28 protein-coding genes and 4 pseudogenes are annotated in these 25,258 nt (G+C 37.9%); 11 read left to right on the plus strand and 21 right to left on the minus strand.

Features of this window, described 5'->3' with window-relative positions; translation table 11 throughout:
* Positions 1-224: 224 nt before the first annotated feature.
* From ytpR to CWR48_RS17295, 4 genes are all read right to left on the minus strand, one after another.
* Entirely contained in the window at positions 225-830 is a 606-nt protein-coding gene (gene ytpR / locus CWR48_RS17280; RefSeq protein WP_115774573.1) for a YtpR family tRNA-binding protein, read from the minus strand.
* Positions 831-845: 15 nt separating this feature from the next.
* On the minus strand, positions 846-1,652 hold the full coding sequence (locus CWR48_RS17285) for a DUF1444 domain-containing protein (RefSeq protein ID WP_115774574.1): 807 nt from the start codon (positions 1,650-1,652) through the stop codon (positions 846-848).
* Between the two features lie 103 nt (positions 1,653-1,755).
* Positions 1,756-2,073 carry a thioredoxin family protein gene (locus CWR48_RS17290; RefSeq protein ID WP_115774575.1) on the minus strand — a complete coding sequence of 106 codons (318 nt, stop codon included), beginning with the start codon at positions 2,071-2,073 and terminating at the stop codon, positions 1,756-1,758.
* Between the two features lie 19 nt (positions 2,074-2,092).
* The gene (locus tag CWR48_RS17295) at positions 2,093-2,650 is read right to left on the minus strand and encodes a hypothetical protein (protein WP_115774576.1); all 558 of its coding nucleotides are present in this window, start codon (positions 2,648-2,650) and stop codon (positions 2,093-2,095) included.
* Between the two features lie 163 nt (positions 2,651-2,813).
* Between CWR48_RS17295 and CWR48_RS17300 the strand changes: the two genes are divergently transcribed.
* Positions 2,814-3,254 (plus strand): YtoQ family protein, encoded by a 441-nt coding sequence (locus CWR48_RS17300; protein WP_115774577.1) that lies wholly within the window; start codon positions 2,814-2,816, stop codon positions 3,252-3,254.
* 385 nt (positions 3,255-3,639) lie between these two features.
* Here CWR48_RS17300 and CWR48_RS17305 read toward each other — a convergent pair whose 3' ends face one another.
* Positions 3,640-4,140 (minus strand): DUF84 family protein, encoded by a 501-nt coding sequence (locus CWR48_RS17305; RefSeq protein WP_115774578.1) that lies wholly within the window; start codon positions 4,138-4,140, stop codon positions 3,640-3,642.
* Between the two features lie 55 nt (positions 4,141-4,195).
* Positions 4,196-5,263: a M42 family metallopeptidase gene (locus CWR48_RS17310; protein WP_115774579.1), complete on the minus strand. Its 1,068-nt coding sequence runs from the start codon at positions 5,261-5,263 to the stop codon at positions 4,196-4,198.
* Positions 5,264-5,456: 193 nt separating this feature from the next.
* On the opposite strand from CWR48_RS17310, the gene CWR48_RS17315 reads away from it, so the two are divergent.
* A complete protein-coding gene (locus CWR48_RS17315) occupies positions 5,457-5,771 on the plus strand; it encodes a PepSY domain-containing protein (protein WP_115774580.1) in 315 nt (104 codons plus the stop codon).
* A gap of 85 nt (positions 5,772-5,856) precedes the next feature.
* Here the strand turns inward: CWR48_RS17315 and CWR48_RS17320 are convergent, their stop codons facing one another.
* Complete coding sequence (locus tag CWR48_RS17320; protein WP_115774581.1) at positions 5,857-6,714, minus strand: YtnP family quorum-quenching lactonase; 858 nt, start codon at positions 6,712-6,714, stop codon at positions 5,857-5,859.
* A gap of 192 nt (positions 6,715-6,906) precedes the next feature.
* A complete protein-coding gene (locus tag CWR48_RS17325; protein ID WP_115774582.1) occupies positions 6,907-7,884 on the minus strand; it encodes a ring-cleaving dioxygenase in 978 nt (325 codons plus the stop codon).
* Between the two features lie 178 nt (positions 7,885-8,062).
* Here CWR48_RS17325 and CWR48_RS17330 point away from each other — a divergent pair, with 178 nt between their 5' ends.
* The 5 genes from CWR48_RS17330 to CWR48_RS21260 all read left to right on the plus strand — a co-directional run bounded on the left by CWR48_RS17330 (position 8,063) and on the right by CWR48_RS21260 (position 10,141).
* Positions 8,063-8,629 (plus strand): hypothetical protein, encoded by a 567-nt coding sequence (locus tag CWR48_RS17330; protein WP_115774583.1) that lies wholly within the window; start codon positions 8,063-8,065, stop codon positions 8,627-8,629.
* A gap of 95 nt (positions 8,630-8,724) precedes the next feature.
* Entirely contained in the window at positions 8,725-8,859 is a 135-nt protein-coding gene (locus CWR48_RS17335; RefSeq protein ID WP_115774584.1) for a BA3454 family stress response protein, read from the plus strand.
* A 629-nt stretch (positions 8,860-9,488) separates the two neighbouring features.
* Positions 9,489-9,662 (plus strand): hypothetical protein, encoded by a 174-nt coding sequence (locus CWR48_RS20620; protein WP_211316769.1) that lies wholly within the window; start codon positions 9,489-9,491, stop codon positions 9,660-9,662.
* A gap of 24 nt (positions 9,663-9,686) precedes the next feature.
* Positions 9,687-9,944, plus strand: coding sequence for a hypothetical protein (locus tag CWR48_RS20625; protein ID WP_115774585.1), 258 nt, complete (start codon positions 9,687-9,689; stop codon positions 9,942-9,944).
* Positions 9,929-10,141: a hypothetical protein gene (locus CWR48_RS21260; protein WP_484213801.1), complete on the plus strand. Its 213-nt coding sequence runs from the start codon at positions 9,929-9,931 to the stop codon at positions 10,139-10,141. The genes CWR48_RS20625 and CWR48_RS21260 overlap by 16 nt, the downstream gene beginning before the upstream one ends.
* A gap of 269 nt (positions 10,142-10,410) precedes the next feature.
* On the opposite strand, the gene CWR48_RS20910 is transcribed toward CWR48_RS21260, so the two are convergent.
* The 7 genes and pseudogenes from CWR48_RS20910 to CWR48_RS17360 all read right to left on the minus strand — a co-directional run bounded on the left by CWR48_RS20910 (position 10,411) and on the right by CWR48_RS17360 (position 13,173).
* Positions 10,411-10,815 (minus strand): hypothetical protein, encoded by a 405-nt coding sequence (locus tag CWR48_RS20910; RefSeq protein ID WP_245976847.1) that lies wholly within the window; start codon positions 10,813-10,815, stop codon positions 10,411-10,413.
* Positions 10,803-11,057 (minus strand): hypothetical protein, encoded by a 255-nt coding sequence (locus CWR48_RS20915; protein ID WP_245976848.1) that lies wholly within the window; start codon positions 11,055-11,057, stop codon positions 10,803-10,805. The genes CWR48_RS20910 and CWR48_RS20915 overlap by 13 nt, the downstream gene beginning before the upstream one ends.
* A gap of 190 nt (positions 11,058-11,247) precedes the next feature.
* Positions 11,248-11,661, minus strand: a pseudogene (locus CWR48_RS20920) (IS1634 family transposase); the annotation flags it as partial.
* 127 nt (positions 11,662-11,788) lie between these two features.
* Positions 11,789-11,902 (minus strand): DUF4277 domain-containing protein, encoded by a 114-nt coding sequence (locus CWR48_RS21045; protein WP_281270310.1) that lies wholly within the window; start codon positions 11,900-11,902, stop codon positions 11,789-11,791.
* Positions 11,903-11,915: 13 nt separating this feature from the next.
* Positions 11,916-12,098, minus strand: a complete 183-nt coding sequence (locus CWR48_RS21050) for a DUF4277 domain-containing protein (protein WP_281270311.1) — start codon at positions 12,096-12,098, stop codon at positions 11,916-11,918.
* A gap of 100 nt (positions 12,099-12,198) precedes the next feature.
* A pseudogene (locus CWR48_RS17350) lies at positions 12,199-12,536 on the minus strand (alpha-ketoacid dehydrogenase subunit beta); the annotation flags it as partial.
* Between the two features lie 250 nt (positions 12,537-12,786).
* Positions 12,787-13,173, minus strand: coding sequence for an RrF2 family transcriptional regulator (locus tag CWR48_RS17360; RefSeq protein ID WP_115774586.1), 387 nt, complete (start codon positions 13,171-13,173; stop codon positions 12,787-12,789).
* Positions 13,174-13,380: 207 nt separating this feature from the next.
* Between CWR48_RS17360 and CWR48_RS17365 the strand changes: the two genes are divergently transcribed.
* Both CWR48_RS17365 and CWR48_RS17370 read left to right on the plus strand, forming a co-directional pair.
* A complete protein-coding gene (locus tag CWR48_RS17365) occupies positions 13,381-14,262 on the plus strand; it encodes a sulfite exporter TauE/SafE family protein (RefSeq protein ID WP_115774587.1) in 882 nt (293 codons plus the stop codon).
* A 1,372-nt stretch (positions 14,263-15,634) separates the two neighbouring features.
* On the plus strand, positions 15,635-17,023 hold the full coding sequence (locus CWR48_RS17370) for a GMC oxidoreductase (RefSeq protein WP_115774588.1): 1,389 nt from the start codon (positions 15,635-15,637) through the stop codon (positions 17,021-17,023).
* A 327-nt stretch (positions 17,024-17,350) separates the two neighbouring features.
* Here CWR48_RS17370 and tnpA read toward each other — a convergent pair.
* Positions 17,351-17,661 (minus strand): annotated as a pseudogene (gene tnpA / locus CWR48_RS17375) (IS200/IS605 family transposase); the annotation flags it as partial.
* Positions 17,662-17,832: 171 nt separating this feature from the next.
* Between tnpA and CWR48_RS21240 the strand changes: the two are divergent.
* Positions 17,833-17,931: pseudogene (locus CWR48_RS21240) on the plus strand (DUF2935 domain-containing protein); the annotation flags it as partial.
* Between the two features lie 453 nt (positions 17,932-18,384).
* On the opposite strand, the gene CWR48_RS17385 reads toward CWR48_RS21240, so the two are convergent.
* Positions 18,385-19,533, minus strand: coding sequence for an alginate lyase family protein (locus tag CWR48_RS17385; protein ID WP_115774591.1), 1,149 nt, complete (start codon positions 19,531-19,533; stop codon positions 18,385-18,387).
* A 207-nt stretch (positions 19,534-19,740) separates the two neighbouring features.
* Between CWR48_RS17385 and CWR48_RS17390 the strand changes: the two genes are divergently transcribed.
* Positions 19,741-20,433, plus strand: coding sequence for a glycosyltransferase family 2 protein (locus CWR48_RS17390; protein WP_115774592.1), 693 nt, complete (start codon positions 19,741-19,743; stop codon positions 20,431-20,433).
* A gap of 407 nt (positions 20,434-20,840) precedes the next feature.
* Here CWR48_RS17390 and cysQ read toward each other — a convergent pair whose 3' ends face one another.
* Genes cysQ through sat form a run of 4 tightly spaced genes read right to left on the minus strand, consistent with a single transcriptional unit; the run spans position 20,841 to position 25,229 of the window.
* A complete protein-coding gene (gene cysQ, locus CWR48_RS17395; protein ID WP_115774593.1) occupies positions 20,841-21,665 on the minus strand; it encodes a 3'(2'),5'-bisphosphate nucleotidase CysQ in 825 nt (274 codons plus the stop codon).
* Positions 21,662-22,279 (minus strand): adenylyl-sulfate kinase, encoded by a 618-nt coding sequence (gene cysC / locus CWR48_RS17400; protein WP_115774594.1) that lies wholly within the window; start codon positions 22,277-22,279, stop codon positions 21,662-21,664. The genes cysQ and cysC overlap by 4 nt, the downstream gene beginning before the upstream one ends.
* A gap of 25 nt (positions 22,280-22,304) precedes the next feature.
* Complete coding sequence (locus CWR48_RS17405) at positions 22,305-24,083, minus strand: SLC13 family permease (protein WP_115774595.1); 1,779 nt, start codon at positions 24,081-24,083, stop codon at positions 22,305-22,307.
* Positions 24,084-24,098: 15 nt separating this feature from the next.
* Positions 24,099-25,229: a sulfate adenylyltransferase gene (gene sat / locus CWR48_RS17410; protein ID WP_425453916.1), complete on the minus strand. Its 1,131-nt coding sequence runs from the start codon at positions 25,227-25,229 to the stop codon at positions 24,099-24,101.
* Positions 25,230-25,258 lie beyond the last annotated feature (29 nt).

Raw genomic sequence — 25,258 nt, forward strand, 5'->3', positions numbered from 1 at the left:
AATTGGTTAAGATTGACTCTCTACATTGTAATTCAATCAAACAGAGTAACAAAAACGCAAGCGCCCGTTTGAGCTGTGTACAGAGGTGAGGGAAGTCTCGCTACAGCTTTAGCGCTGGCGCTGGACGTGGCTGTTCTCGGTAATTCAGTTATCCACAGCATCCAATTTTAAGTTTCCTAAGCAAGAAAAAACAACCCGAACGGTTAAGCTTGGGTTGTCAATTATTAAAATGCAAATTCTTCTCCAACTGTATACGAATCATCGAGCACATAGATTCCTTTTTCCTTTGGTGCATTTGGTAGACCAAGTTCTTTTTGCGAACAAATCATTCCATTCGATGGTACACCTCTAAGCTCCGATGGTTTAATTTGCAATCCATTTGGCATTGTTGCACCAACTTTAGCGACTACTACTTTTTGATTTGCATCGACGTTCGGCGCCCCACAAACAATTTGTAGCGGCGCTTCTTCCCCAACATCTACTTGGCATACGCTCAATTTATCCGCATTTTCATGTGGTCCTTTGCTAATGACATAGCCAACAACAAACTTCGGACTTAAATCAAAATCAAGCGTATCATTCAAGTTATTTTTCGAAAATAACACCTTTATTTGATCGAGTAATTCCGTTGTTAAGCGAATCGCCCCTGTGCCTTGTAGGTCAAAATGGCTTGCAGCTTTGAAAATATTATAGCCAAGAATTGTGCCATCAGTAGCAGTGATTTTTGTAATATCACCAATTGTTTCATGTTTTATTTCGTAACGGTCTCCGTCTTTTAGTGGAATCATTAAGACATCGCCGATCCCATTTGGATTATAGAATACATCCATTTGATTCATCCTTCCTCAATCTTTTACTCGACGATTTTTAGCAAGAATAAAGATTGGCTCCAATTTCCTATCTTCGTAGATAAACGGTAGTGATGTAATTGGAATTCTTCCTTCTGCAAAAAACTTCATCGTCATTTGTGCTAATATATCATACCCTGTATTGTTCTTTATGTCAGCAATAATTAATACATCCTGATGTGGTACAGCAACTGCTAGGTCTCCTAGTACATTTGCTTTCATTTCTTCCAAAAACGCTTCATTTAAAATTCGACTTGCATCATAGCCATCCTGGGTTGCAACGAAATAAAAGTCGTTTTCGGCAACCGTATCCTTTTTTGCATCCGTAGAAAGGGAGCGGACATTGAAGCTGGCAATTTCATCAATTTTCTCTTTCTTCCAACCTTCTTTTGCAAGTAGTCCTTCATCAATCAATTGATAGGATTTTCCTAAATCCAAGGCATAAAAAATACGCGTTTCCGCTGTATGGTCTTTCGTTATCAATTTCGAACCACGTTTCGTTTGCGTTGGAAATGAAGTGGAACGAATCACAGGGAAAATATGTTTTTCCATTCCCGCAAGATCATGCTCCTCATTCATGATTCTCAATGCTTCTGTTACATGATCTTCAAGCTCGTCAAGTGCAGCATCTCCACGCTCCTGAAACTTGCCAATGACGTTAGGCAAGGATATGGTCATTCCGCGTTTCGATTCCTTCCACTCGATTCGTAGTGTATCTTTATCCCGATTAAAGGAGATACGGTAGGCCTCATTTGCAAATCGATTTTCCAGCCTATTTTTCATTTGAAAACTCGTCATTTTCATGATCGTGTTTCCTCCTTTTCGAAAAAACGATCCGTATTTTTCAATCTGTAAGTGAATATGACATTAGCTGTACAGCTAATGTCATATCTGTTACTCGCATTCATTAAGCAGATAATGTTTCAATAAAATTCGTAATTTCTTCTTTCGTTTTGCGGTCTTTACTTACAAATCTCCCTACTTCTTTCCCATCCTTATACGCTAAGAAACTAGGAATGCCCATGATTTCATGCTCGACACAAATGTCAATGAATTTATCACGGTCTACATGGACAAACGTATATTCTGGAAATGCAGCTTCAATTTCAGGTAATTCGGGCTCAATATATCGACAGTCCCCACACCAATCTGCAGAAAACATCATGATTACATTTTCATTTTGTGCTAGCTCATTATATTGTTCGATTGATTCTAATTGTTTCATTCTTGATCAACTCCTTTTTTCATATCATAACTTGGTTTACGCTACGTTTCAATCGATATGCATATTGGCTCTCTGTACTGATGAATTTAGCCATCTTCATCATTTCTTGTGCATCCTTATGGAGCTTAGCCAGCGTTGTGTAGGTTGTAATTTTCACCCCACCAATACCAATCTGTAATTCATAACCTTCCCCTTCGTCGGGAAGAATGCGAATGTACGCCAATTTATCGTCATCATTAAATGATTCGAGGACTAACGCCTTGTCCGTTTGTGCCGAATGATAATTTAATTCACTCTTATTATCTTCATTGGTATTATGAAATACGATAAACGTTTGATCCCCATTTTCTAAAATAAGGTTCGTTTCATCGCCACTTTGTACTTCTAGGTTTGCTGGAAGATAAAGTGCCCTTTCATTTATTTCATGATTTGCCTCAATTGGAGTCTGCTCTTCAAACACTTGTCTTGCAGTTTCCTTTGCGTCCATTACAGCATTTTCCTCTGATTTCAAGCTACAGCCACTAAGAACCAAAACCATAAATAGCGCAAAAATAATGATACGAATGCAACTTTTCAACTAGCTCGCCTCCTCGTATAGTACTTTTATCCCAATCAATATCTTACTAAAGTTTTGCGACGATTAAAACCCTCGATTTTTAGAAATATTATGCAATTCCTTTGCAATTCTCGTAAAGTTGGCTACGATTATGATAAATCAACAGATATATGGAGGGATACTTATGGAATTTATCGTCTATTTAGCAGGGCAGATTCATGATGATTGGCGAGAAAAGTTAATGGAAAAGGTGGAGGAACGAAAACTACCGTTTACCTTTGTTTCACCACAGACCAATCATAGCCTTTCAGATAATATTGGCGAGAATGTTTTAGGAAAACAGCCATCTAACATATATAAGGATGCTGCTGCATCATCAATCAATAACTTCAGAACTGAAGTATTACTACAAAAAGCAGATATTGTCATCGCGCTTTTTGGTGAGGAATATCGCCAATGGAATACTGCAATGGATGCAAGCACAGCAATAGCCATGAATAAGCCAACGATTATTATTCGTCCAGAATCATTAATCCATCCATTAAAGGAGCTTTCCAGCAAAGCAAATGTAACGGTTGAAACAGTTGAACAGGCACTAGATGTATTGGCGTATATTTTTGATTGAGCTTGTTTACTAAAAGTTTGCTGCTTCCAAACTAAGATGGTAATAAGTAGTTGATGTAAAGTGCGGACTAGTGATAATTTTTAATTCAGATCTAGACAGTAGTTACTGTTCACACGTGAGTCTGATTTTCCCACTTCAATCAATATTGTTTGTCAGTGGTAAGTCACTCTCTTATATTTGACTCCCCAATCCAGAGCGTAAGAAATACACGGAGACTCCTGCGGGAAGGCTCGCCAGCTCCCCTAAGGTGCGCGAAGGGTATTTCTGAAGCGACTGGCCTGAGAGCCCTAGCACATTAAACTAGTCCGCACGTTATTTGAAATACTGATATGCAATTACGAATCGAACTTGATAAAAAACAGCAGCGGACATATATCGCTGCTGTTTATTTCCAATATTCCCACTGTCCACGAAGTAGTTTTACAACATCGGCGAACATTTCTTTTCTAGAAACGAGATCATTTGTAAATATTCCAATCGTTCCCTCGTGGGTACTAACTTCTTTTCGATTCGCATATTCATCCATGATTTCACCCAGTTCAAATCCACTCTTCAATGATTCGGCCAATTCCTTTGGCAATGCAATTCGTGCGCCACTTGCTGTATAGACCTGCCAATCCTCTGCAACTAATGCACCCCAATTACATAAATATAATGTCTCTCCAACGAACATCACGCCACCTTCAAGACCAATCCCAATTCCGTCGGTCGTCAATTTTCTGCATTCCATCGCTCGGTTAATTGCACCCTGCTTTGTTTCCTCATCGGAAAATGGTTGTGCGGATACGTTTGACTCTGCTGCAATTGCACGTACTTGATTGCTTTCGAATATTTCTGCAACTGCCTGGACTTTTGTTGGATTCTTTGAACCGATAATAATCTCCAATTTATTCACCCCTTAAAAATAGCTGTCACATTTAAAGTGACAGCTAAACTTCCGATTAGTTCGCATTTATAATGTGATCTACTGTATTTTTATCCGTTTCCTTCACTAATTTCACAAGTAGTTCCTTTGCTGCAGCATAATCATCGATGTGGATAATTGATGCAGCTGTATGAATATAGCGTGAGCAAATTCCAATAACAGCAGTTGGCACGCCATCACCACTTAGATGGATTTTCCCACCGTCAGTACCACCTTGCGAAATGAAATATTGATATGGAATGTTATTGGACTCCGCTGTATCAAGCACGAATTCACGCATTCCTTTATGTGTAATCATCGTCCGATCAAAAATTCGTAGTAATGCACCTTTTCCTAATTGGCCAAAGGCTGTTTTGTCACCTGACGCATCATTTGCAGGAGATGCATCGAGAACGTAGGCAATATCTGGCTTAATCATGTTTGTCGCTACTTGTGCACCACGTAAGCCAACTTCTTCCTGTACTGTCGCACCAGAATATAATTGATTTGGCAGTTTTTCTCCCTGAAGTTCTTTTAATAACTCAATGGATAATCCACAGCCATATCGGTTATCCCATGCCTTCGCAAGAATCTTCTTCCTGTTTGCCATCGGTTGGAACGGTGTAACCGGCACGATTGAATCGCCAGGTCTTACGCCAATCTTCTTTACATCTTCTTGGTCATCTGCACCGATATCGATCAGCATATTCTTAATTTCCATCGGTTTACCGCGTTGTGCGTCTGTTAAAAGATGTGGCGGAATCGAACCAATTACCCCAATCACTGGACCATTTGTCGTCATAATTTGCACGCGTTGCGCAAGTAAAACCTGATTCCACCAACCACCTAGAGGTTGAAAACGAATCATGCCATTTTCCGTTATTTGCGACACCATGAATCCAACTTCATCCATATGCCCGGCAACCATAACCTTTGGACCATCGCCATGCTTCACACCAAAGATACCGCCAAGATTATCCTGAATCACTTCATCCGCATATTTCGTTAATTCTTCTTTCATAAATGTGCGAACAAGATGTTCATTTCCCGATGCACCTTGCAATTCTGTTAAATTTTTAAAAAGATCTAATGTCTCTTGGTTCATATAATTCCCTCCACTTTTACTATGTAACGACTCCATTATAACGGAAATCAATTCACTTTTTCCACTTCCTGCTTCGATAGGTAAAATCCTGCTACAAATTCAAAACGTTTTCATTTTCTACTTTTATATTGTATACTATTTAGTAATAGAAACGGTAAACAAAGAAACTATTATCTTAAAGTGGGTGAAGGAAATGAAAAAAAGAGATATTGTCCTCGCATTCGGAATAGGTGCAGCAATTGGTTTCTTGGCCAAGCAACAAGTCGATACGTATCAAAAGATTTCCCCCGAAAAAGCATTGTACAATGCGAAGGAAGCCTATAAGAAAAACGGACCAATCAGTGGCTCATGGATTTATATGAAACCGGAAGAAATTGAAAAAAATGGTCTCGTCTTTAACGCATATCGTGGTGGCATCACCCGTAGTATCGACGGCGAAAATAAACAATATGAATTTTTTGTTGATCTTGAAACAGGTGGCATCATCGAATCTGTACAAACTGCTTAAAACAAATGCTTAAGAGCATCCGTTTGAGCTGTGTACGGACTGCGGATGAAATACGGAAAAAAATCGGCATAATCGCCGGTTTTTTCTATTTATATGGATATTGAACACGCGCAACTTCCGTTATCTTCTCTCCTACATGATTAAATTTTATTGCACGGTAATAGGCATCATGATAAAACGTATACCACGCTTCCTTATCGTAGCCATAAGCCATCCAGCTCTCCTTCTCATGTACAGATGTCACCGGATAATCATCATATGCTAGTGCCCATAATTTATTCTGATGTGCATGTGTCGGCATAATATCGGCCATATGGATGAAACAATCCTCCCCTTCCTCAAAGACAAGAATCGAGTGTCCATCACTATGACCACCAGTATGAATCAAACGCATGCCAGGCACAATTTCAAGTTCATCGGCAAAGGTTTCTACTTGTTCTTCAACCGGTTGCCAATTGCTTTCGAAATATGTGTTCACGGAACGGATATTCGGATTGCGCATCTCATTCCACTCAATCGCAGATGTATAGATTATTGCATTAGGAAATTGCGATATGTAGGTGTTTTCCCCTACTTTCTTCGTTAAACCATTCGCATGGTCGTAATGTAAATGTGTCATTAACACCGCGTCAATATCTTCGACTGACAAGTTCAGTTCAACTAGTGACTTTTCAATTGAAGCTTGTTCAATTACACCAAAATTACGTAATTGTTTTTGAGATAGTTTTTCATTACCAAGTCCAGAATCAACGATGAAACGTTTGCCATCGATTTGTAATAGAATCGGATCTGCCCGTAGTTCAATCTGATTTTTCTCATTATACGGGTATTTCTTTGCCCATAATGCCTTAGGAACAACCCCAAACATTGCACCACCATCAAGAAAGGATACCCCACCATTTAACCATGTTAACTTCGCTCTCCCTACCTGTAACTGTTCCATCAACCCATCCCCTTTTATTTATAAGTTAAGATAACTTGCTAGTCGGTGTACTTATGTGTGAAAAATCGATCTTATTACAAGTGTACGAATAGAATGCGAATAGTGCAAATACTATGTATGAAAAAAACTTTCTTGACTCCTAAAAAAATCCACGTAATTTCCAGAATGGAAATTACGTGGATTCCAGCGATATTATTCTTTTACAAAATCAATCGTACTTCTAACCGTATCAATTGGGCGCACCATTTTTTCAATGGATTCACGTTTAGGTTCTAAAAATGGTGGTAATGCTAATTTTTCACCAAGCGTTTCATATGGCTCATCATCCATGAACCCTGGCCCATCTGTCGCAAACTCAAATAAAATTTGTGGAGCAACTCTCGCATATAACGATTCAAAATAGAAACGGTCCACATAGCCTGATGTAGGAAAGTCGAAGCTGCTCATACGTTCGATCCATTCTTCTAAGACAGCACGATCCTCAACGCGGAATGCTGCGTGATGCACCGTTCCAAATCCTTGGCGTGCGGGCGGTAGAACGATATTCTTCTCGACATAGATTTGTGCACCATTGCCACCTTCTCCAACCTCAAATAAATGCAACGACCCATTTTGTGCAATCTCTTTAAATAATAGAACTTTTTCCAATACTTCCTTGAAATAATCGAATTGCTCAATTCGTACATGGATTGGTCCTAATCCAGTGATCGCATATTCTAATGGCACAGGACCTTTTTTCCACGGCGTACCAGACGCAATCCCTTTGTTATTTTCATCCGAAATCAATTGATATTGTTGATCATCAAAATCAACAAATGATAAGGTTTTTACACCAAAAATTTCTTTAATACCGGTATGCTTTACTTCTAAACGGTCGAAGCGTTCTACCCAATAATCTAATGCTGCATCTATCGGCACACGGAAAGATGTTTTGTAAATTTCGTTCGTCCCATGCTCGCCCTTAGGTATTCCTGGGAAATCAAAGAATGTCATATCGGTACCCGCACTACCCTTATCATCCGCGAAAAACAGGTGATAGGTTTGAATATCATCCTGGTTAACTGTCTTCTTAACTAAGCGCATTCCTAAAACATTCGTGAAAAACTTATAATTTTCTTCAGCACTACTTGTAATAGCTGTTACATGGTGCATTCCTTTTAAATGGTTCATGGATCATACCTCCAGTATATATTAATTATTTTTATTTAAGATATCTTTAATTCAATATAAATATACAATGAAATTGCAGTGCTGTCAATTCAAGTATTTATAAATACTTTAAATTATTTTTTCACAATTAAAGGAAAATTATAAATTAATATAGAATTATACAATATGGGGTGATAATATGGAAAACGATATGGGAATAAATGAGAAGGCTTATACTACAAGTGAAATTGCAGTAATGCTCGACATGGGTGCCACAACCGTGAGGAAATACGCGCAATATCTAGAAAAGGTTGGGTATGAATTTTTTAAGTCAAAGAATAATGCACGTTTATTTGTTGAAGGTGATATTATGGCACTCCGATACTTAAAAGAATTAAGAACCAAGTCGTCCATCTCAGTCGAGCAAGCAACAAACATTGTGATCGAGAAATTTGGTACAGTGACGAGCCGAGAGGTTGTGAACCATGCCAGTCCTCCTAGTGTATTGCCAGTACCAATTGATACGCAATATAATGAATTAAAAGGCATGATGGAGAACCAACATTCCCTTATTAAGGAATTGGTCACGCGACTAGATAAACAACAGGAATATATGAATAATCGACTAATTGAACGAGATAGACATCTCATGCAAGTAATGAATGAACGATTAGAAACGCAACGATTAACCGCGGCATCCATGGAAGAAGCAAATGCGAAGGAAAAACCTTCCTTCTTCAGTAGACTATTTAATAAAGCAAGATAAATAATGATTGACTCACCTAATAAAACACTGTATAATTTAAAGATTAACTAAAATATAGTTTAGTTTCAATACAACGATAGAAAGAGGTGGCATAAATGATTCAAGTTAATCTTACAGTTCAAGTTTCCAATCAATATTATCATACGAATGTAATTACACACCGGGATTCAACGGAAGAGGAAATTTTCCAACTTGCACTAAGTCAAGTTCAACAACAATGGAAAAAATAAAAATGAATTCCAACCGATTTGAATCACCATTCCCCTGTGTCTTCCACATCCTAGGTACAATTGATTCAATACTAAAGCGATGATACTTCATGACAAACACCTTAGGTAAATGCCACGAGTAACATACCAAATGAAAATAGACCCTTATACCACAACATTTAAAAGCAATTTATTATGAAATACCAGACACAACTCGTGTCTGGTATTTTTGTTCTTGCTTAGGAAACTATAAAATGGGTGCTGTGGATAACTTAATTACTGAGAATAGCCACGTCCAGCTCCAGCGCTAAAGCTGTAGCGAGACTTCCCTCACCTCCGTAATCTAAGTCAACCGCTTACGCTCCTTGTGTTTCCTTTATCTCAAAAGGCAAGGAGAAGTTCGACTAAGTTCGCCACTCCTGTGGCAACGTCGAACCACCTCACGTCCGTGAGACGCAGTCCGTACACAGCTCAAACGGGCGCTTGCGCTTTTGTTCTATTCATACTATCAACTTGGGCATCTGCTATTCACTGCACCCTTTCTATTGAATTAGCCTTTTTTGTTCGAATAAGGCCTTCCCCCATACAAAAATAGACTAACTTACATTCTATAAGTAGAAGGGAGTGAATTGTATTGAATTCTATCGTTTATGAAAGTAGATTTAACCGTTCTAAATCAAGAAAAGAACACGATCATCATAAACATGATTCTGATTGTTTTTGGGCTGATCTTGAGTGGCATGACTGTGATTGCGATTCTTGTAGGCCGAAACACAAGTGCGAGCATCACGAACATGACTGTGATTGCGATTCTTGTAAATTGAAACACAAGTGTGAGCATCACGAACATGACTGTGATTGCGATTCTTGTAGATCGAAACACAAATGTGATCATCACGAACATGATTGTGACTGCGATTCCTGTAGATCGGAACACAAGTGTGAGCATCACGAACATGACTGTGATTGCGATTCTTGCTGGGATGACTGTAGAAACAAGCATCGTAAATGTAAATGCGACTTTTGCAAAAAACATGACCACAAATCATGTAAGGAAAGGCTTACAGAACTCATTGGAGCTGCAGCAGAGATTGAGAATTCCTTAGCAAATGCAATTAATGCGCAAGTAAAAATTATTGATAAGGATATTTTTACTCCAAAAGAATTACTAGAGCTTACAGACAAGCTGGAAAATCTTTTAAAATTAGTCATAAAAAAAGAAATCGTGTTGGAATTTTTAATTGATGATGCCAAAAATGCGTGCAAGCTATTTGAAAAACATATACATTCTCCTGTAGCTTAATAACCTTCATGAATGAATGTTTTTCTCCTCGCTTTAAGATTACATTAACTACTTTTACTATTATTCAGACACTAGCTGATTCATTCTAAAAGAAACAACAATATAATGCAATTAGATCCCACATTCCGCACCTGAAAGATAAACCTTTCCCTATTTTTTAGGTGCATTTTTTAAAATTGGTATCTTGCTTTTGTTAATCCTTGAAAGTCGACTTCCTTCTTGGTTTTTTTATATTCGACAGTTTATTTTCAGAATCCCTCATTTCTCATTTAAAATAATACATTTTCTTCTTGTTTCGACACATAAATCGTTAGATCATACCCCGCAAGTTCAAGGATCCGTTTACATTGTTCTTTGATGTTATCTGGAAGAAAACGAAGCGTCTCTCCTATTTGTTGGATATACATAATTTTAATTTCCCTAAGCTCTTTCAATAATACTCGCCCCGTTGGTTGGAACAACTTTCTATTTCCAGCTAAAATGAGGGGATCCTTCTCCTGTTTCATTTTTTCTCGAACACGAATTTCAAGTATGCCATACACGAGAAGTGCCACCACTCGGCTAGGTCTTTTCAAGAAGAATCCATCAATCATTTGCGGACTCTTTAAAATACGAAAGCGCGTTTCAGCAGCTTCTTGACCTTTATAGGTTTGAAGAATTTCTAAGTCTGCCATCTCTTGATTGTCACATTTGTTCGTGATGAGTATAACGTACTCAATTTGCGTTTCTTTGCTTCGATTGCTTCCTCTATTTCCTCTATACTTTGGAGATGAGGACGGTACACCATGATGGTTTTAGGAGTCTCACCCTTTTTCGAACGTCCTCTTTTTTGTCTTTTTTCCGTTTGTTTTTCTGGTTCCATCTTGAATGCATACTGAAAATAATGACTTGAATTTTCCTTTTCAAATATCTTCAAAGCTTCCAAAGCATCTGATTCACAATGATAAACCGTACTTTCAAATTGTATCTATCACCTTTTCAAGCTTCGTACGTTCTTCGCTAGGTTACGCTGAAAGGTTTTTTCCTTTTGTTCATTGAGTTTGTCCGAGTAGAACACAACGAAACGATACATATAACCATCCAATTCTTCTGTATAGGACTGAAGTTTATAGGAAGCAGCTTTCTTTTGGCTTTAATTGACCTACTTCTTCCCATTTGTCCTTTTCCCATACCTTTTCTTTTAATTCAGAACTTAAGTTGAACGTTTCAGGAAGGCGGAAGATAAAGTGAAGATTACCTCGTATTTCTCGCAGGTTATCTTTGGTAATCAGGGCGGAATCAGCTTGATAAATCAGTTGACCCCATTCTTCCTCCGATAGGATGTCACGAAGCTTTTGAATGAATGTAAAGTTCCACGTTTTATCATCTGTATTTCCATTTTTAACCGTTGCTAAGATTGGGATACGTTCGGGTGTTACACTCATACTGAGTACAATCTGTTTTAAATCTGGTCGATGTTGTTTACTATATCCATAAGTGATTTCCAAGTCCTCCGTTAATTCTTCCGGCTTTGGTAGCTTCTCCTTGGTATTGTATCCCCCATAAAAAGAGTAGGATGTCGTATCGTTATGTAGTGTACCTAGTGGTTACCCTAGTTGACGGCAAGCTGCAATGGATAATGTGGAATACACCTTCCACAGGTTGGCTTCATATAAAGGCATCCAGTGCGCGACCAAGTGCGTATTCATTTATATGTGCGACTTCTACATCAGAACCAAACAACATCTCTACATCTTGTTCTTCTAAAAAATTGCTGCACATGGTACAGCGGTTCTCAATCAGAAAGAATATTAATAACGAGTGCTTTTAATCGTGCACCAGGTGATAGTTTGCAGCGACTCTCATCCCACTCAATTTGTTCATTAATAAGATTCTTAAAATTAATCTCATCGCAAATTGCAGAAATCAACTTGGATGGTCCCAAAGAGAGCATCATAACTTGATCTTTTGGCTTCATCCTATTCCCCTCACTTTTTATTCATTATTACTAGTTTCGAAAAAATAGGAAAAATCCTTTTAAAAATATATTTTCTTTATCTAATGACCTGCCTAATGTGGGATCTAACTGTAATTGGAGCATTATACGTTCCTCCAGAGCGATAACGGACTCTTGCCATTTGCCCAGCCAAAGCATCCATTGCTTCGAAAATAAAACCTAAATATTCAATTTCAATGATATATCTTTATCCAAGATAGCCAATCCTCCAATACCAGATTCAGCCAATCGTGTATCAAATACACGTGAAACTCCAAACTCTTTTTGAAGATTCGTCGCTACACCCCATAATCCACCAGAAACACCTAAATCCTCGCCATATAATAAAACTTTTTCGTCTCTCTCGAGTTCATTTCTAATTGCACTATTAATTTCTTGCGCCATCGTCATTTTAGCCATGATCTCACCATTCTCCCCTCAATTTATTTGCTATTTGTAGCTTTAAAATAAAGTTTGATCATAAACATCTTCCTAACCCACATTTTATAATAAACAAGAAGAATCCATTTTGAAAAAAGATTGATCAAAATGGGTTCTTATCCAGCAGATTTAAGTTTGATTTTTATAAAAAAGTTTGATCATTTCAGTAATCGTTATTAATCTAAATTGCCATTAGTTGAATAAGAAATACTTTCTATATTCTTCTTCATTATGAGTAGATATTGCCCTCTAATAAGTCGTAAATTGTATTATTATCCAATAATTCTGCAACTTCAACTCTAATAAGTGCCCATAAGAGTTTTAGTAAACGCCCTTCTTCTAACAAACAACTTTCATAGGATGTAATACTTACACACCCCATCGGTGCTAGTGGTCCTTCTAGGTTTCTAATAACATCTCCAATTATAATGTCATTCAGATTTCTGCTCAATTTGTAACCTCCATTAACACCTCTTTTACTTTGAATGTAACCATTTCTTTTTAATTGCAAGAGAATCTGTTCTAGGTAATTAACGGGTACAAGTGTTTCCTCCGATATCTCCCCTATATTTATTAAATTATTATCTTTTACACCAAGACAGATTAATGCTCCCAATGCATATTCTCTCTACTTGAAACCTTCATTTACTATCTCCACTTTTAATAAATTCTAGATAAAAGCCAATTTTTCTATTAATATAGAACCAACCCAAAGAATGCATCATATCTTACGTTAGAAACTTGATTAGATTAGTCAACAATTAAAAATTATTTCTACTCATTTCTAGTCTATTCAGGATTGTTAAAAAAAGGAGAGGTAGAAATGAATAGGCTGGTTATTCTTGCTTTAATAGGGTTAGTAGCACAGTTAGTTGATGGTTCTTTGGGAATGGCATATGGGGTTACATCTACATCATTATTACTTCTGTTTGGAATTGCACCAGCTGTTGCATCTGCATCAGTTCATATGGCGGAAGTCGTAACAACAGCTGCATCAGGTGTGTCACACATTCGATTTGGAAATGTCGATAAACAAGTAGTGTACAAATTAATTCTACCTGGTTCAATAGGTGCTTTTCTAGGTGCTTGTTTTTTAAGTAGTATACCGGGTGATATAATAAAGCCATACGTTTCCATCTTCTTATTAATTTTAGGTGTTTTTGTAATTTATCGATTCCTCTTTAACTCAAACAGAAAAACCTCAAATAAGAAATGGTCAAATAGACAATTTGTTCCACTTGGCTTTATTGCTGGTTTTTTCGATGCAACAGGAGGTGGTGGATGGGGTCCAATCGCCACTCCTATTTTATTGACAGATAGTAAAATGGAGCCTAGAAAAGTAATAGGCTCAGTTGATACAAGTGAATTTGCCATAGCTGTTTCATCTACACTAGGTTTTCTTTTAACATTGGGCTGGTCTAATATTGACCTCCAATGGGTTCTTGCGTTAATGATAGGTGGGATAATAGCAGCTCCTATTGCAGCGTGGTTGGTCAAAATTATTCCCACAAACCTATTAGGTACACTTGTAGGCGGAATTATTATTTTTACTAATATCAGGACTTTATTAGCGGCATTTGGCATTTCACAGATAGTAAGCCTTTACACTTATATAATTCTTGGAGCCCTATGGCTTATAACAGTAGTTAGCGTAATTTGGAAAATAAAGAAAGATGGCTATAATAATAAACAGAAATTAGATTAAACGAAATAGCACAAAGAAGAAAACTCTTTGTGCTTATATAATTTTTAACAAACTTAATCCGTTAGTACAACAATGTCAAAAAATGTGCGTTCATCCTTCTTGGATTAATGTTAGCCCAAGTTTCGGCAAAAATTTTATATAAAGGTCAAAATGGAAGATATAGCATCTCACAAACCCCGGTATTATAGGATTGCACTTTTTATTATGCAATTGTAGTGACCTAGCGAAAAGCATTGGTTTAGTTGACATTTTTCACCTAATCCTCTACTGTTATCCTGAAACAAAACGAAGATGGAGTTTTCTTAGTATTAGCGAATAAATAAACTTTCCGGAATAAACTAAAAATTATTGTAGTGACCAAATAAAAAATGGAAATGTTGCTATACGAGGACTTCTAACCCTTTAAACCGAAACTTGGGTTAGCAATAGGTAAGCATTTGATGCTATCTCCAGCTTTTCTCCTGCTCCGCACGGAACGTGATAGTTTCCCATCATTCCGCGTTCCATCTAACGTTATGTACTAGACTATAAGTTCCTCGTTACCCTTAGGCAGAAGATACTCAAGTCTCCCTACTAAAAGCTCGCACTGTGGAAATTCCCACGTTCCTACCCTATCGGTACGATGAACGCTTGGAAAATAATCATTCCATTTCGCTAGACTTAGGGTTGTTCCTTCACTCCCATTACAGAAGGTTCTTAGGTCATCCCCCTACCCTCACAAGGATAAATGCTTTTAGGATAATGCCTTATAGCAAACGTTTTGGGTAACAGCCCTTGTTTCAACGTCCGTTTCTTTCTAAGTACCTTACAACATAGCTATCCATTCTAAACGTAGCTGCTTCCTTTAAGGCTGTGAGCTCGATACCGCCAAGTGTATTTCAGAGGGTGCATTTTTACTCTACAACACTCACCCTATCGTTGGATGGGGCATAGGTTTCCTTTATGTTCTAACTTTAGACCGGTAATAACGATAGGTAATCTACTGAGTGTAAAGCTCTTGCGGGTTCCATTCTCTTTTCAGCTTTCCCCCGTTCCACACCGTGCGTGAGACTTTCACCTCACACGGTGACCCCTCGAAAATTATGTTTTCTTTATCATTCAATCATGATTTTTCCTCTGGACCCTTCGATCGTTCTATTTTGTATTTAGAACAACGTTTGTTGTTCATTTTCAACTTCATTGGTGAAAATCTCTAAATTGATTTCTTTTTCATTGATACTATTGTTCCCCACTAACACTTTTAACGTAACGATGAGATATGTGTATTCATATAATGTGCATAAGTGGAGGTTTCAACAAAATCAAGGTGAGTTTAAATCAGAATACTTATTAATCGCTACTGATTAATGGGCCTACCCTAGGAGGTTTATAAGTGAATGGAAGTGCATTAAAAAAAATACCAGTTACACCTATAAGCCAAATGGCTAAGAAGGACTACGATGTACTAATTATAGGTACTGGGGCCGGAGGCGGAGCTGCACTTTGGAGATTATGTAAAAAATGGAGGAAAAATAAAAAAAGAATAGGTGTTATAGAAGCAGGTGATTTAGTACTACCGACACATGCAAGAAACATTACGGGATTAAATCATAAGAAACTTTTTAACAAATTAAAGAGTGTGATTGGAGATGACCTCCCTCATTATTCCGGTGCGACACAGGCTCTGGCTGTAGGAGGTAAAACATTATTTTGGGGAGGCGTAACGCCACGCCTGCATCCAATAGAATATAAAGAGTGGCCCATCCCGATGAAGGATATAGAAAACTATTACAAAATTGCTGAAAGAGTCATGAATGTAACGCAATCCTATACAAAAGACCCGATCATGAAAACGATTCTCCACTCCCTTAAAGATAATGGATATCCAGAAGCAACGGTTGTACCAAAAGCGATAGAAATTAATCGAAAAAACCTTGGGATTTTACATTCTTCAGACTTGTTCAGCTCGCTTTCTTTCCTCACCTCTGCATTGAATCATCGCTCATTCGATTTAGGGATAAACGCCCGTGCTACTCAGATTTTTCCAGAAAAGAAAAGATTCATTATAAAAGTAGCGCCAAAACATAACAACATATACTTTCTAAAAGCTAAAACGGTTATTTTATCCACGGGTAGTCTTGAAACCCCGCGTCTTTTGCTTCACTCTGGCGTTAAAGGAGATACAATTGGCCATTATTTAGTTAATCACTCCTCTGTTAGAGTTAAGAGAGCATTAAAAATCCCTGATTATTTAAGAAGGGCGGGGAGAGTTGACATTTTAATTCCCCAGTCAAATAGTAGGTTGTTCCAAATACAAATTCACGGAAAGCAGAAAGGACTTTTTTTAACTGGCTATGGAAAGGTTGAGTCGCGATTTGAAAATCAATTAACTTTAAACTCAGACGATGTCGATGAGGATGGAGTGCCTAAATTACAAATTGATTTTTCTTATTCCGAGAAAGATCAACAAATCATTCGGGAAATGGAAACTTTTGTTGAACAGATTTCCTCTGTAATTGGATTACAACGGAATCGGAGGAACAATGATTCTCTTCTAAGCTTAAGACCCCCTGGGGCTGATAACCATGAATGCGGAACTTGCCGGATGGGTATTGATCCATCTACTTCAGCTACGAACAGCTATGGCCAAATCCATTCTATACCTGGTTTATATATAGCTGATAATAGTGTTTTACCAGCAATTGGAGCAGTTAATCCAACCCTCACGACCATTTCTTTAGCCATTCGAACAGTGGATTATATTGTTGAACATTCGAAATAATTATTGGAATAAAGTTAACAATCGAAGCAGTTATAGTTTTATTTTTTTGCACAGATGGAATCCGTTTTTGGTCAAGGATAATGAGAGACCACTTGTTATTTCTTAGGTTGGGGTTTCGATGTGAGGATACACAATCACAAACCACCCGTTGAACAGGTGGTTTGATTTCGCCCTGTAAGGGCACATTACTTGCAACGCCTAAAGGCGTGGTTTCGCAAGCACCTGCATACTTGCTATCTCCTAAATTGGAATTTATTATTGATCCCTTATCTTGTCTTCGATTATGTCGGCATCAATTTGATTTTTAATTTACTTTTTTATATCCTATTTATTTCTTCCTACTGTGTCTACATAGTATCCCTTCGCCCAAAAGTGTCGGTTGCCTCTTTGTTTGAACTCTGGATGTCGATCAAATATCATTAAAGCACTTTTCCCCTTTAAATAACCCATAAAGCTTGATACACTGATTTTGAGTGGTGTTTTCACACAAAGATGAATATGACCGACTGATACACTGCCTTCTAGTATTCTAACTCCTTTATACTCACATAGTTTTTTGAGGGTCTCACAGATATCCATTTTTAATTTTCCGTACATAATCTTAGGTCTTTACTTCGGATGAATACGATGTGATACATGCAATTCCATTTTGTATGTGATAAACTCGAATTATCCACTTTGGATGCCCTCCTTTATTTGACTTGGCATGCGAAACCATTGTCATTATATCAAAGGAGGGCTTTTTTATCATACTTATCGGCACTTCCTATTCCGTTCTCCCCACGCACAGCGTGGGGCTTAATCTGGAGTTAATTAATGAAGCTAATCAGCGTCATCGTATATTTGAAGGTATTGAACAACTCTCTCACTCATTTACAGATCAAATGGATCCGGAACAAATAAGAAGATCAGTTCTTTGATGAAAATCGTAATTTCGTAGTATCACTTCGGACTTTAAGAAAATTGCTAGAGATAAAGGGCATTATCTATCCCCTTCTAGGGGACCATGTGATAAAAAAACATGCAGAATTTTTCTTCGCGGATTTATTTGTTGGACCTCTCTTTAATGGCTCATACACCTATGTTAACAGGCTGCACAACAGTGGGAAGCAGAGTCAATCGGTTCTAAAGTCAATATCATCTACCCCGCCTTCTTCGCCCCTTAGGGAAACAGGGGTTCAACCAGCAGTAAGCTAGCAATCGAAAACATCAGTTTTCTGGAACCAGCTGGTGTGGCGAAGGATTCTAAGATTGTCAAACAGGTTGCGATCATTTAACACTTTTTAGTGCTAGGGGTCTCCACTAGACGAAGAGAATAACGTGATTGAATGTGTTTGGACACAGTGATCTGTTTCATTCCGTTACAAAATTGGATAACCTGGAAGCAAAGCTAGTGGACCTAATGGGTCTCCAAATCTGATGACATTGCTTTTTCTCCTACGTCTTATATTAATGTCTAAACACTCATTTAACCCAAGTCTAATTGCAGCATATTGAAGAGAAATTTGCTCATCAGGAATGAATCCATCAATTTGTTTGTACGGCCACGAATTCGGGTTATCCATATAAGGGAGGAGAAACCGGATGGCGGATTCGATTCCTTTTCCTTCTGTTGTTTTATACTTCCATAAATTAGTTCCCTTTAGGTATGCTATTTCACAAAGGAGGGTTTGAGCATCAAGGTTAAACAGACTGTAGCTGAAAGCTTTTGTTCTAATCAACTCACGAGGTAGTGCCCCGCTTAAAGTGATTTGTTTAGAGACAACTACATCTTTGTAAAAGTTAAAAGCATTCTGTAAAATATTCCCTTTATTCAGGTAAGCTGCATAAACTGCTACATGGGTCACCCACCAGGCTGAATGGTTGTTGCCTAATTTGCTCTCCTTTTTTCCTCTTTGAGTGTTTAAAATCCATGCGAGGCATTCTTCAATCCATTCTGCCATTCCTTCAAGCTCTTTTTGCCAATCCGGATACTCATGCAGAAAACATAAGGCATGGACTAAACGATCCAACTGCCGAAGTACAATTATCCCAGTACATTTTCCCGTCCATTTTCCAGGAACAGCTTCGGCATATTTTAAATGAGGGTTCATCCGAGTTTTAAGATCCAAAAACCAAACCTTCAAAAGGTCAACAGCTCTTTGAAGATAAGATTTGTTTTCTAAATAATATCCAGCGTAACAAAGAAGAAGGACGGTATTAGAAAGTTCCTGAAAAGCCAACCAATGTTCTTTATGTCGATCTGGTCGTTCAAGTCCATCCCTCCGAACATAGGGGCCATTCGGATCATGCGGATTTGGCCACCAGTATGGCGCTTCATAATAGTAATCATGAGGGTCACCGCTGGCAGCCTTGCTTGGAAAATAAGTAACGCTCCATGGGCCTTTCAACATGGCTTTATCGGCCCTTTGCTTTAATTCAGTATAAATTACACCCCATGGTCCTTTTGTTGATTTTATATTAAGCCTGGTTTTATTTACAAAGTCATGGCTTACAAAGATGAAACTCAAACAACAAGCACCTCCGGCAAAAACTTATTATATGATATTCTGTTTGAAGTTTGTTTGTCACAGGTAATTGATGTGAACGATGTTATTTTGATAAATAATAGATAAAATTGAAAGATGGGGATCTAACCAAACATATAAATTGAATATACATAAAATAATATAACGAACAAATGGAAGTTATCAATTGACCCAAAAAGGAGGAATAATATGATTTCAATTATAACGTGTACACAGCGACCTGTATTTATGAATCAAATATTCAACAATTATATTCGTCAAGAAGTTAATGATAAAGAATTAATCATTATTTTAAACCAAGATAACATGGATATTAACGAATGGAACGAAGAGGCAAAAAGATACAATAATGTCTTTATTTATCAACTGCCTGAAGAGTATACGCTTGGAAGATGTATGAATTATGGGATAGAAAAGGCCCATTATAATATCATCGCAAAATTTGATGATGATGATTATTACGCCTCAAAATATTTGAAGGAATCTGTAGATGCTCTGAATAATACAGACGCATCTATAATTGGAAAGTCAGCAGCATTTATTTATTTTGAAGAAGAAAAGGCCCTTACAATTTATAGGGAAAATAAGGAAAATAAATTATATAAATTTATAAAGGGAGGAACATTAGTTTTTAAAAAATCGGTATGGAATAAAGTGAAGTTCCCAGATAGAGTTGAAGGAAGTGATTCACATTTCTTAAGACGATCCTGGAAACTAGGCTATAAGATCTATTCTGTTTCCAGATATAATTACGTCTGCATTAGGAGAAAAGATACCAGTACACATACTCAAAAGATAAGCACAAAGGAATATATGGCGAAATGTAAATTAGTTTGTCACACTGATCACTATATCCCATTGATAACTAAAGACGTTGAATAGTCGAAAAATGTGGCTACAAGCCATTTGTTTGAAAAATTGTTATTCACCTAACGTTCAGTGCCTAAAATAAAAACTGGAAAAATGTTCAAAAAAAGGCATGAAAGAAACAATGTATATGGTAAACGAAAAGTGAGCCACATGACAGAATAAAACTGAGCCACTAGAAGTTTGTGAAATTTATTTTCCACAAAACTAAATTGGATTTACATAGAGAGGCGGGCATGATACCCTGTTGTGGGTGCGCAATTCCCTCCCACCGCACGCTTTCGCAAAGAAGTCATGCCCGTAGAGGATCCGTGTCAATCGTACGCAGTAATAAAATATATTCTCCAAGTTTGTGAATTCCTCTAATTTTAGGTGGCTCAAAATTATTTGCAAAATGGCTCAATTTTCAATTGCAAAATACACTATCTGTTTTCAACTATAAACCACGGATTACGGAGGCATGGCTTATTATATGTTAACGATTGTTTACCTTCTACCGTATATAAATATCCTCTTGCCTGTTCCACAATAACATGACCGGCCGCAGTGTCCCATTCCATGGTTGGTGCAAACCTTGGATAGTAATCACATGCCCCTTCTGCTACTAAACAAAGTTTTAATGAACTCCCAGATGACATCGTTTCTACTCGATGATGTTTCTCTTTTAATTGTTCAATAAAGGCTTCTGTTTCCTGTGACAAATGGGAGCGACTCGCGATAACTTTTACAACATCTTCATTCTTTGAGCATGGTAAAACTGTACCTTGTTCCATAATGTCTTTATCGTCATCCAACCGACATTGTTTTGTATGCTTAATTTTAAAGGAACCAACACCAACTTTTGCTACATATAACGTGTCGAGTACCGGGACATAAATGACACCCAAAACCGGTTTTTGATTTTCAATCAATGCAATGTTAACGGTAAACTCACCATTACGTTTGATAAACTCCTTCGTGCCATCCAGCGGGTCAACCAACCAGAATGTATTCCAACTTTTGCGTTCACTATAAGGTATATCAGCCCCTTCTTCACTTAAAATTGGGATGTTTTTATAATATTTTTGCAATTGCGTGGCAATTTTCTGATGTGATTGTTTATCCGCCATAGTTAAGGGAGAACAGTCATTTTTAAATTCAATATCATAGTCATATCGATTATAAATCCTTAGGATTTCGTGACCGGCATCTATAGCAATCTTTACAATGGGTCCTAAACTAATATCAGTAACGTTTTTATAAATCATAACGTTATATACCCATTCTGTTCTAGAAATCCAATAACTTGCTTCACTGAATCTTGTATTGACAACTGATCCGTTTCCACTATCAATTCCGGATTCTTTGGTGACTCATAAGGCGCATCAATCCCAGTAAAATTTTTGATCTTTCCGCATCTTGCCATTCTATATAAACCTTTTGGATCTCTGTTTTCCACCTCTTCCAAACTGCATTTCACATAAACCTCTATAAATTCATGTTTATCAAGCAACCCCCTTACTTGATGACGTTCTTTTTGATACGGCGAAATGAAAGCAGCTAACGTTATGATTCCCGCATCAACAAATAACTTTGTCACTTCACCTATCCGGCGAATGTTCTCCAGCCGATCTTCCGGAGTAAAGCCCAGATCCGCATTCAAGCCATGACGAATGTTATCGCCATCTAATATATAGGTGTGAATGTTCCGTTTACTCAGTTCACGTTCAACTTCTACTGCCAATGTCGATTTTCCCGATCCTGACAAACCAGTAAACCAAAGAACAGCACTTGTATGCTTGTTTAAATTTCTTCGATCATCTTTATTTACTTTTCCTTCATGCCAAATGATATTTTCACTTTTCTTCTTATATTCGGTCATATTTAGGTGATCCTCTCATCATTTTTTATACCCAAACCAGTGAAACGACTGTCACGGTGATAACAACCACAATCAGACTTAATGGTAGCCCTACCTTAAAATAATCTGTAAATCTATAACCGCCTGGTCCATACACGATCATGTTGGTTTGATAACCAATCGGTGTTAAAAAACTTGCTGAAGCCGCAATTACCACAATCACCGCCATACCCATGGGATCAATACCCATTTGACTCCCCACAGCCATTGCAATCGGGTACATAATGACCGCCGCAGCATTGTTCGTGATCATTTCTGTAAAGATGTTGGTCAATAAATAAATAACAACTAAAACGGCTACAACTCCGAATGGTTGTGTAAACGCCACCAGACCATTAGCAAGGTAGTTTGCTAATCCTGTTTTAGTTATAGCTACCCCAATACCAAAAGCTGACGCAATTAGAAGCAAAACATCGAAATGAATGGAATTCTTGGCTTCTTGTGGTGTAATGATTCTGAAAAACAGTAAAATCAGGACCTCCACAGCCATGGCTTTAAATATTGTTAATGCCTGGAAAACAACGAGAACCAACAAGATTACAAAGCTTGCAAGTGTGAACCAACCCTTTTTTATTTCATTGTTTGAAATAAAGGGATTTTTAAGTGGTGTGACGACAAAGAAATCACGAAAATGACTTCGGTGACTTTCAAAGTCTGAACCTGCTAGCAACAGCAATGTGTCTCCAGGCTTTAATATAATGTTTCCGACTTTCCCTTTGATGAGCTCTTGATGTCGATGGACCGCAATCACCGCTGCATCAAATTTACTCCGGAAATTTGTGTTCTTAAGTGGTATTCCTAATAAAGTTGATTGATTTGAAACAACAGCCTCGATGACACGACTATTTTTATCGATTAACGTCTCAACCGGCACATTTGCATTTGGATTCAAATCTAAGCCTTTCTTTCCTTGTAATTCAGCAATAGTGGAAACATCACCAGTAAAAATAAGTTGATCACCTTGATGAATGACTGTGGTCGATTTTACAGGCGTAATTTTCTCATCGTTTCGTAAAATTTCAATAAGGAAAAGCCCTTTAAGCTCTCGCAACCCTGCTTCTTCAACTGTTTTTCCTACATGCTGAAAATTCGAAGCAACCCCTAATTCCGCCAGGTACTTTCTCGATTGTAACGTAACATCTTTGGAAACTAACGAATAGGAAGGCAATATCTTATAACCTATGGTTACAAGATATATGAGCCCAACAATCGTAACCGGAATACCTACTATGGCCAGCTGAAAGAATGAAAATCCATGATAACCGTCTTTAATCATCATGCCATGAACGATTAAATTGGTGGAAGTTCCTACCAGCGTCATCATACCACCTATGATGGTGGCATATGATAATGGTATAAGGAATTTAGACGGGGGCACTTTGTGATCCTCACACCATTTTCGAATAAACGGTGTAAAAGTAGCTACAATCGGCGTATTATTTAAGAAGGCAGATAGTGATGCTATGGGTATCAAAATTTTCAACAATGCGTGTCTAGGACTTCGATGTTTATTCGTTAGCATGTTAATTGATCTTGAGAGCAACTGACTTTTTTGGATAGCCCCCGCCACAATAAATAGTAGCGCAACGGTCAGCATCCCTTGGTTGGAGAATCCAATAAGCGCATCTTCGGGTGTTATGATCCCTATGATTAGTAAAATGACGAGCGAGGCAAACACGACTAGGTCTTGACGTGCAATCTCAAAGATTAATCCACCCAGCATGGTAATGACCAACAATAAAACAAACCACATGTCCCACGTCATGTTACATCACTCATTCTAGCGCATTCCTTTAACAAGTATCTCGGCTACTTCTGGGCGTGTAAATTGTGGAGGAGGGCATTCGCCATTCCGCAGCAATTCACGAACCTTAGTACCGCTAAGGATAAATCGTTCATTATTTGTATGTGGACACGTCTTCATCGAAGTCATTTGATCACATTTTTTACAATAAAAACTGTGTTCGAATTTGAAGATGTGCATACCTAATTCCTCTTCATACTGACTGATTAGTTCTTGCGCTTCATATGTGCCATAATAATCGCCAACTCCTGCATGATCACGCCCCACAATAAAATGTGTGCATCCATAATTTTTACGAACAATCGCGTGTAAAATAGCTTCACGGGGTCCAGCATAACGCATTGCTGCTGGATAGATTGCAAGCCTGACACAACCTTCGGGGTAGTAATGCTTTAATAGCACTTGATAGCTTTCCATTCGAATCTCCGCTGGAATATCATCTTTTTTGGTTTCCCCAACCAACGGATGAAGAAGCAAACCATCGACACTCTCTAAGGCCAGTTTTTGAATATATTCATGAGCGCGATGTACAGGATTACGAGTTTGGAATCCAACAATAGTCTGCCATCCAAGTTCAGAGAACATCGCCCGGGTTTCCCTAGGGGTCATATAGAAATTCTCAAACGCTTGATGGCTTGGTCGGTTCACCATGACAATCGGACCAGCTAAATATACCTCACCACTCTCTACCAAACGCTTAACACCCGGGTGCTTTTCATCCGTCGTACCATAAACATATTGTGCCTCCATTTTCTTATCGGGCGTATACTTTTCTTCTAGAGTTAATACACCATAAGTTATGCCATCTTCGCCTTTTAGAGCGACCCTATCTCTAATGTCTAATAGATCTGCCTCTTCTTTAGAAACCTGAAGAGTAATCGGGATACTCCATATTGTGCCATCAGAAAGACGCAAATTCTTAACAACACTTTGAAAGTCTTTCTCACTCATGAACCCTCTAAGGGGACTAAATCCACCAATACCAATTAATTCAATGTCAGATATTGTCCATTTGGACACCGTCAATTCTTTATTAGTATCATCGGTATCACTTTCACTTTTCATTCTAATTTGCAGTATTCCCCCATGGGGTTTAATATTTGTCACCAAACTTTCCTCCAATACCTTTTCAATTT

Source organism: Oceanobacillus arenosus, from assembly GCF_003369575.1.
GTDB classification, from domain to species: Bacteria; Bacillota; Bacilli; order Bacillales; family Amphibacillaceae; genus Oceanobacillus; species Oceanobacillus arenosus.

Coding starts and splice junctions, on each gene's coding strand:
- ytpR (WP_115774573.1), bottom strand. CDS start 830: ATGGATGTATTCTATAATCCAAATGGGATCGGCGATGTCTTAATGATT.
- CWR48_RS17285 (WP_115774574.1), bottom strand. CDS start 1,652: ATGAAAATGACGAGTTTTCAAATGAAAAATAGGCTGGAAAATCGATTT.
- CWR48_RS17290 (WP_115774575.1), bottom strand. CDS start 2,073: ATGAAACAATTAGAATCAATCGAACAATATAATGAGCTAGCACAAAAT.
- CWR48_RS17300 (WP_115774577.1), top strand. CDS start 2,814: ATGGAATTTATCGTCTATTTAGCAGGGCAGATTCATGATGATTGGCGA.
- CWR48_RS17310 (WP_115774579.1), bottom strand. CDS start 5,263: ATGAACCAAGAGACATTAGATCTTTTTAAAAATTTAACAGAATTGCAA.
- CWR48_RS17315 (WP_115774580.1), top strand. CDS start 5,457: ATGAAAAAAAGAGATATTGTCCTCGCATTCGGAATAGGTGCAGCAATT.
- CWR48_RS17320 (WP_115774581.1), bottom strand. CDS start 6,714: ATGGAACAGTTACAGGTAGGGAGAGCGAAGTTAACATGGTTAAATGGT.
- CWR48_RS17325 (WP_115774582.1), bottom strand. CDS start 7,884: ATGAACCATTTAAAAGGAATGCACCATGTAACAGCTATTACAAGTAGT.
- CWR48_RS17330 (WP_115774583.1), top strand. CDS start 8,063: ATGGAAAACGATATGGGAATAAATGAGAAGGCTTATACTACAAGTGAA.
- CWR48_RS17335 (WP_115774584.1), top strand. CDS start 8,725: ATGATTCAAGTTAATCTTACAGTTCAAGTTTCCAATCAATATTATCAT.
- CWR48_RS20620 (WP_211316769.1), top strand. CDS start 9,489: ATGAAAGTAGATTTAACCGTTCTAAATCAAGAAAAGAACACGATCATC.
- CWR48_RS20625 (WP_115774585.1), top strand. CDS start 9,687: ATGACTGTGATTGCGATTCTTGTAGATCGAAACACAAATGTGATCATC.
- CWR48_RS20910 (WP_245976847.1), bottom strand. CDS start 10,815: ATGGCAGACTTAGAAATTCTTCAAACCTATAAAGGTCAAGAAGCTGCT.
- CWR48_RS21045 (WP_281270310.1), bottom strand. CDS start 11,902: ATGTGCAGCAATTTTTTAGAAGAACAAGATGTAGAGATGTTGTTTGGT.
- CWR48_RS21050 (WP_281270311.1), bottom strand. CDS start 12,098: ATGAAGCCAAAAGATCAAGTTATGATGCTCTCTTTGGGACCATCCAAG.
- CWR48_RS17365 (WP_115774587.1), top strand. CDS start 13,381: ATGAATAGGCTGGTTATTCTTGCTTTAATAGGGTTAGTAGCACAGTTA.
- CWR48_RS17390 (WP_115774592.1), top strand. CDS start 19,741: ATGATTTCAATTATAACGTGTACACAGCGACCTGTATTTATGAATCAA.
- cysQ (WP_115774593.1), bottom strand. CDS start 21,665: ATGATTTATAAAAACGTTACTGATATTAGTTTAGGACCCATTGTAAAG.
- cysC (WP_115774594.1), bottom strand. CDS start 22,279: ATGACCGAATATAAGAAGAAAAGTGAAAATATCATTTGGCATGAAGGA.
- CWR48_RS17405 (WP_115774595.1), bottom strand. CDS start 24,083: ATGACGTGGGACATGTGGTTTGTTTTATTGTTGGTCATTACCATGCTG.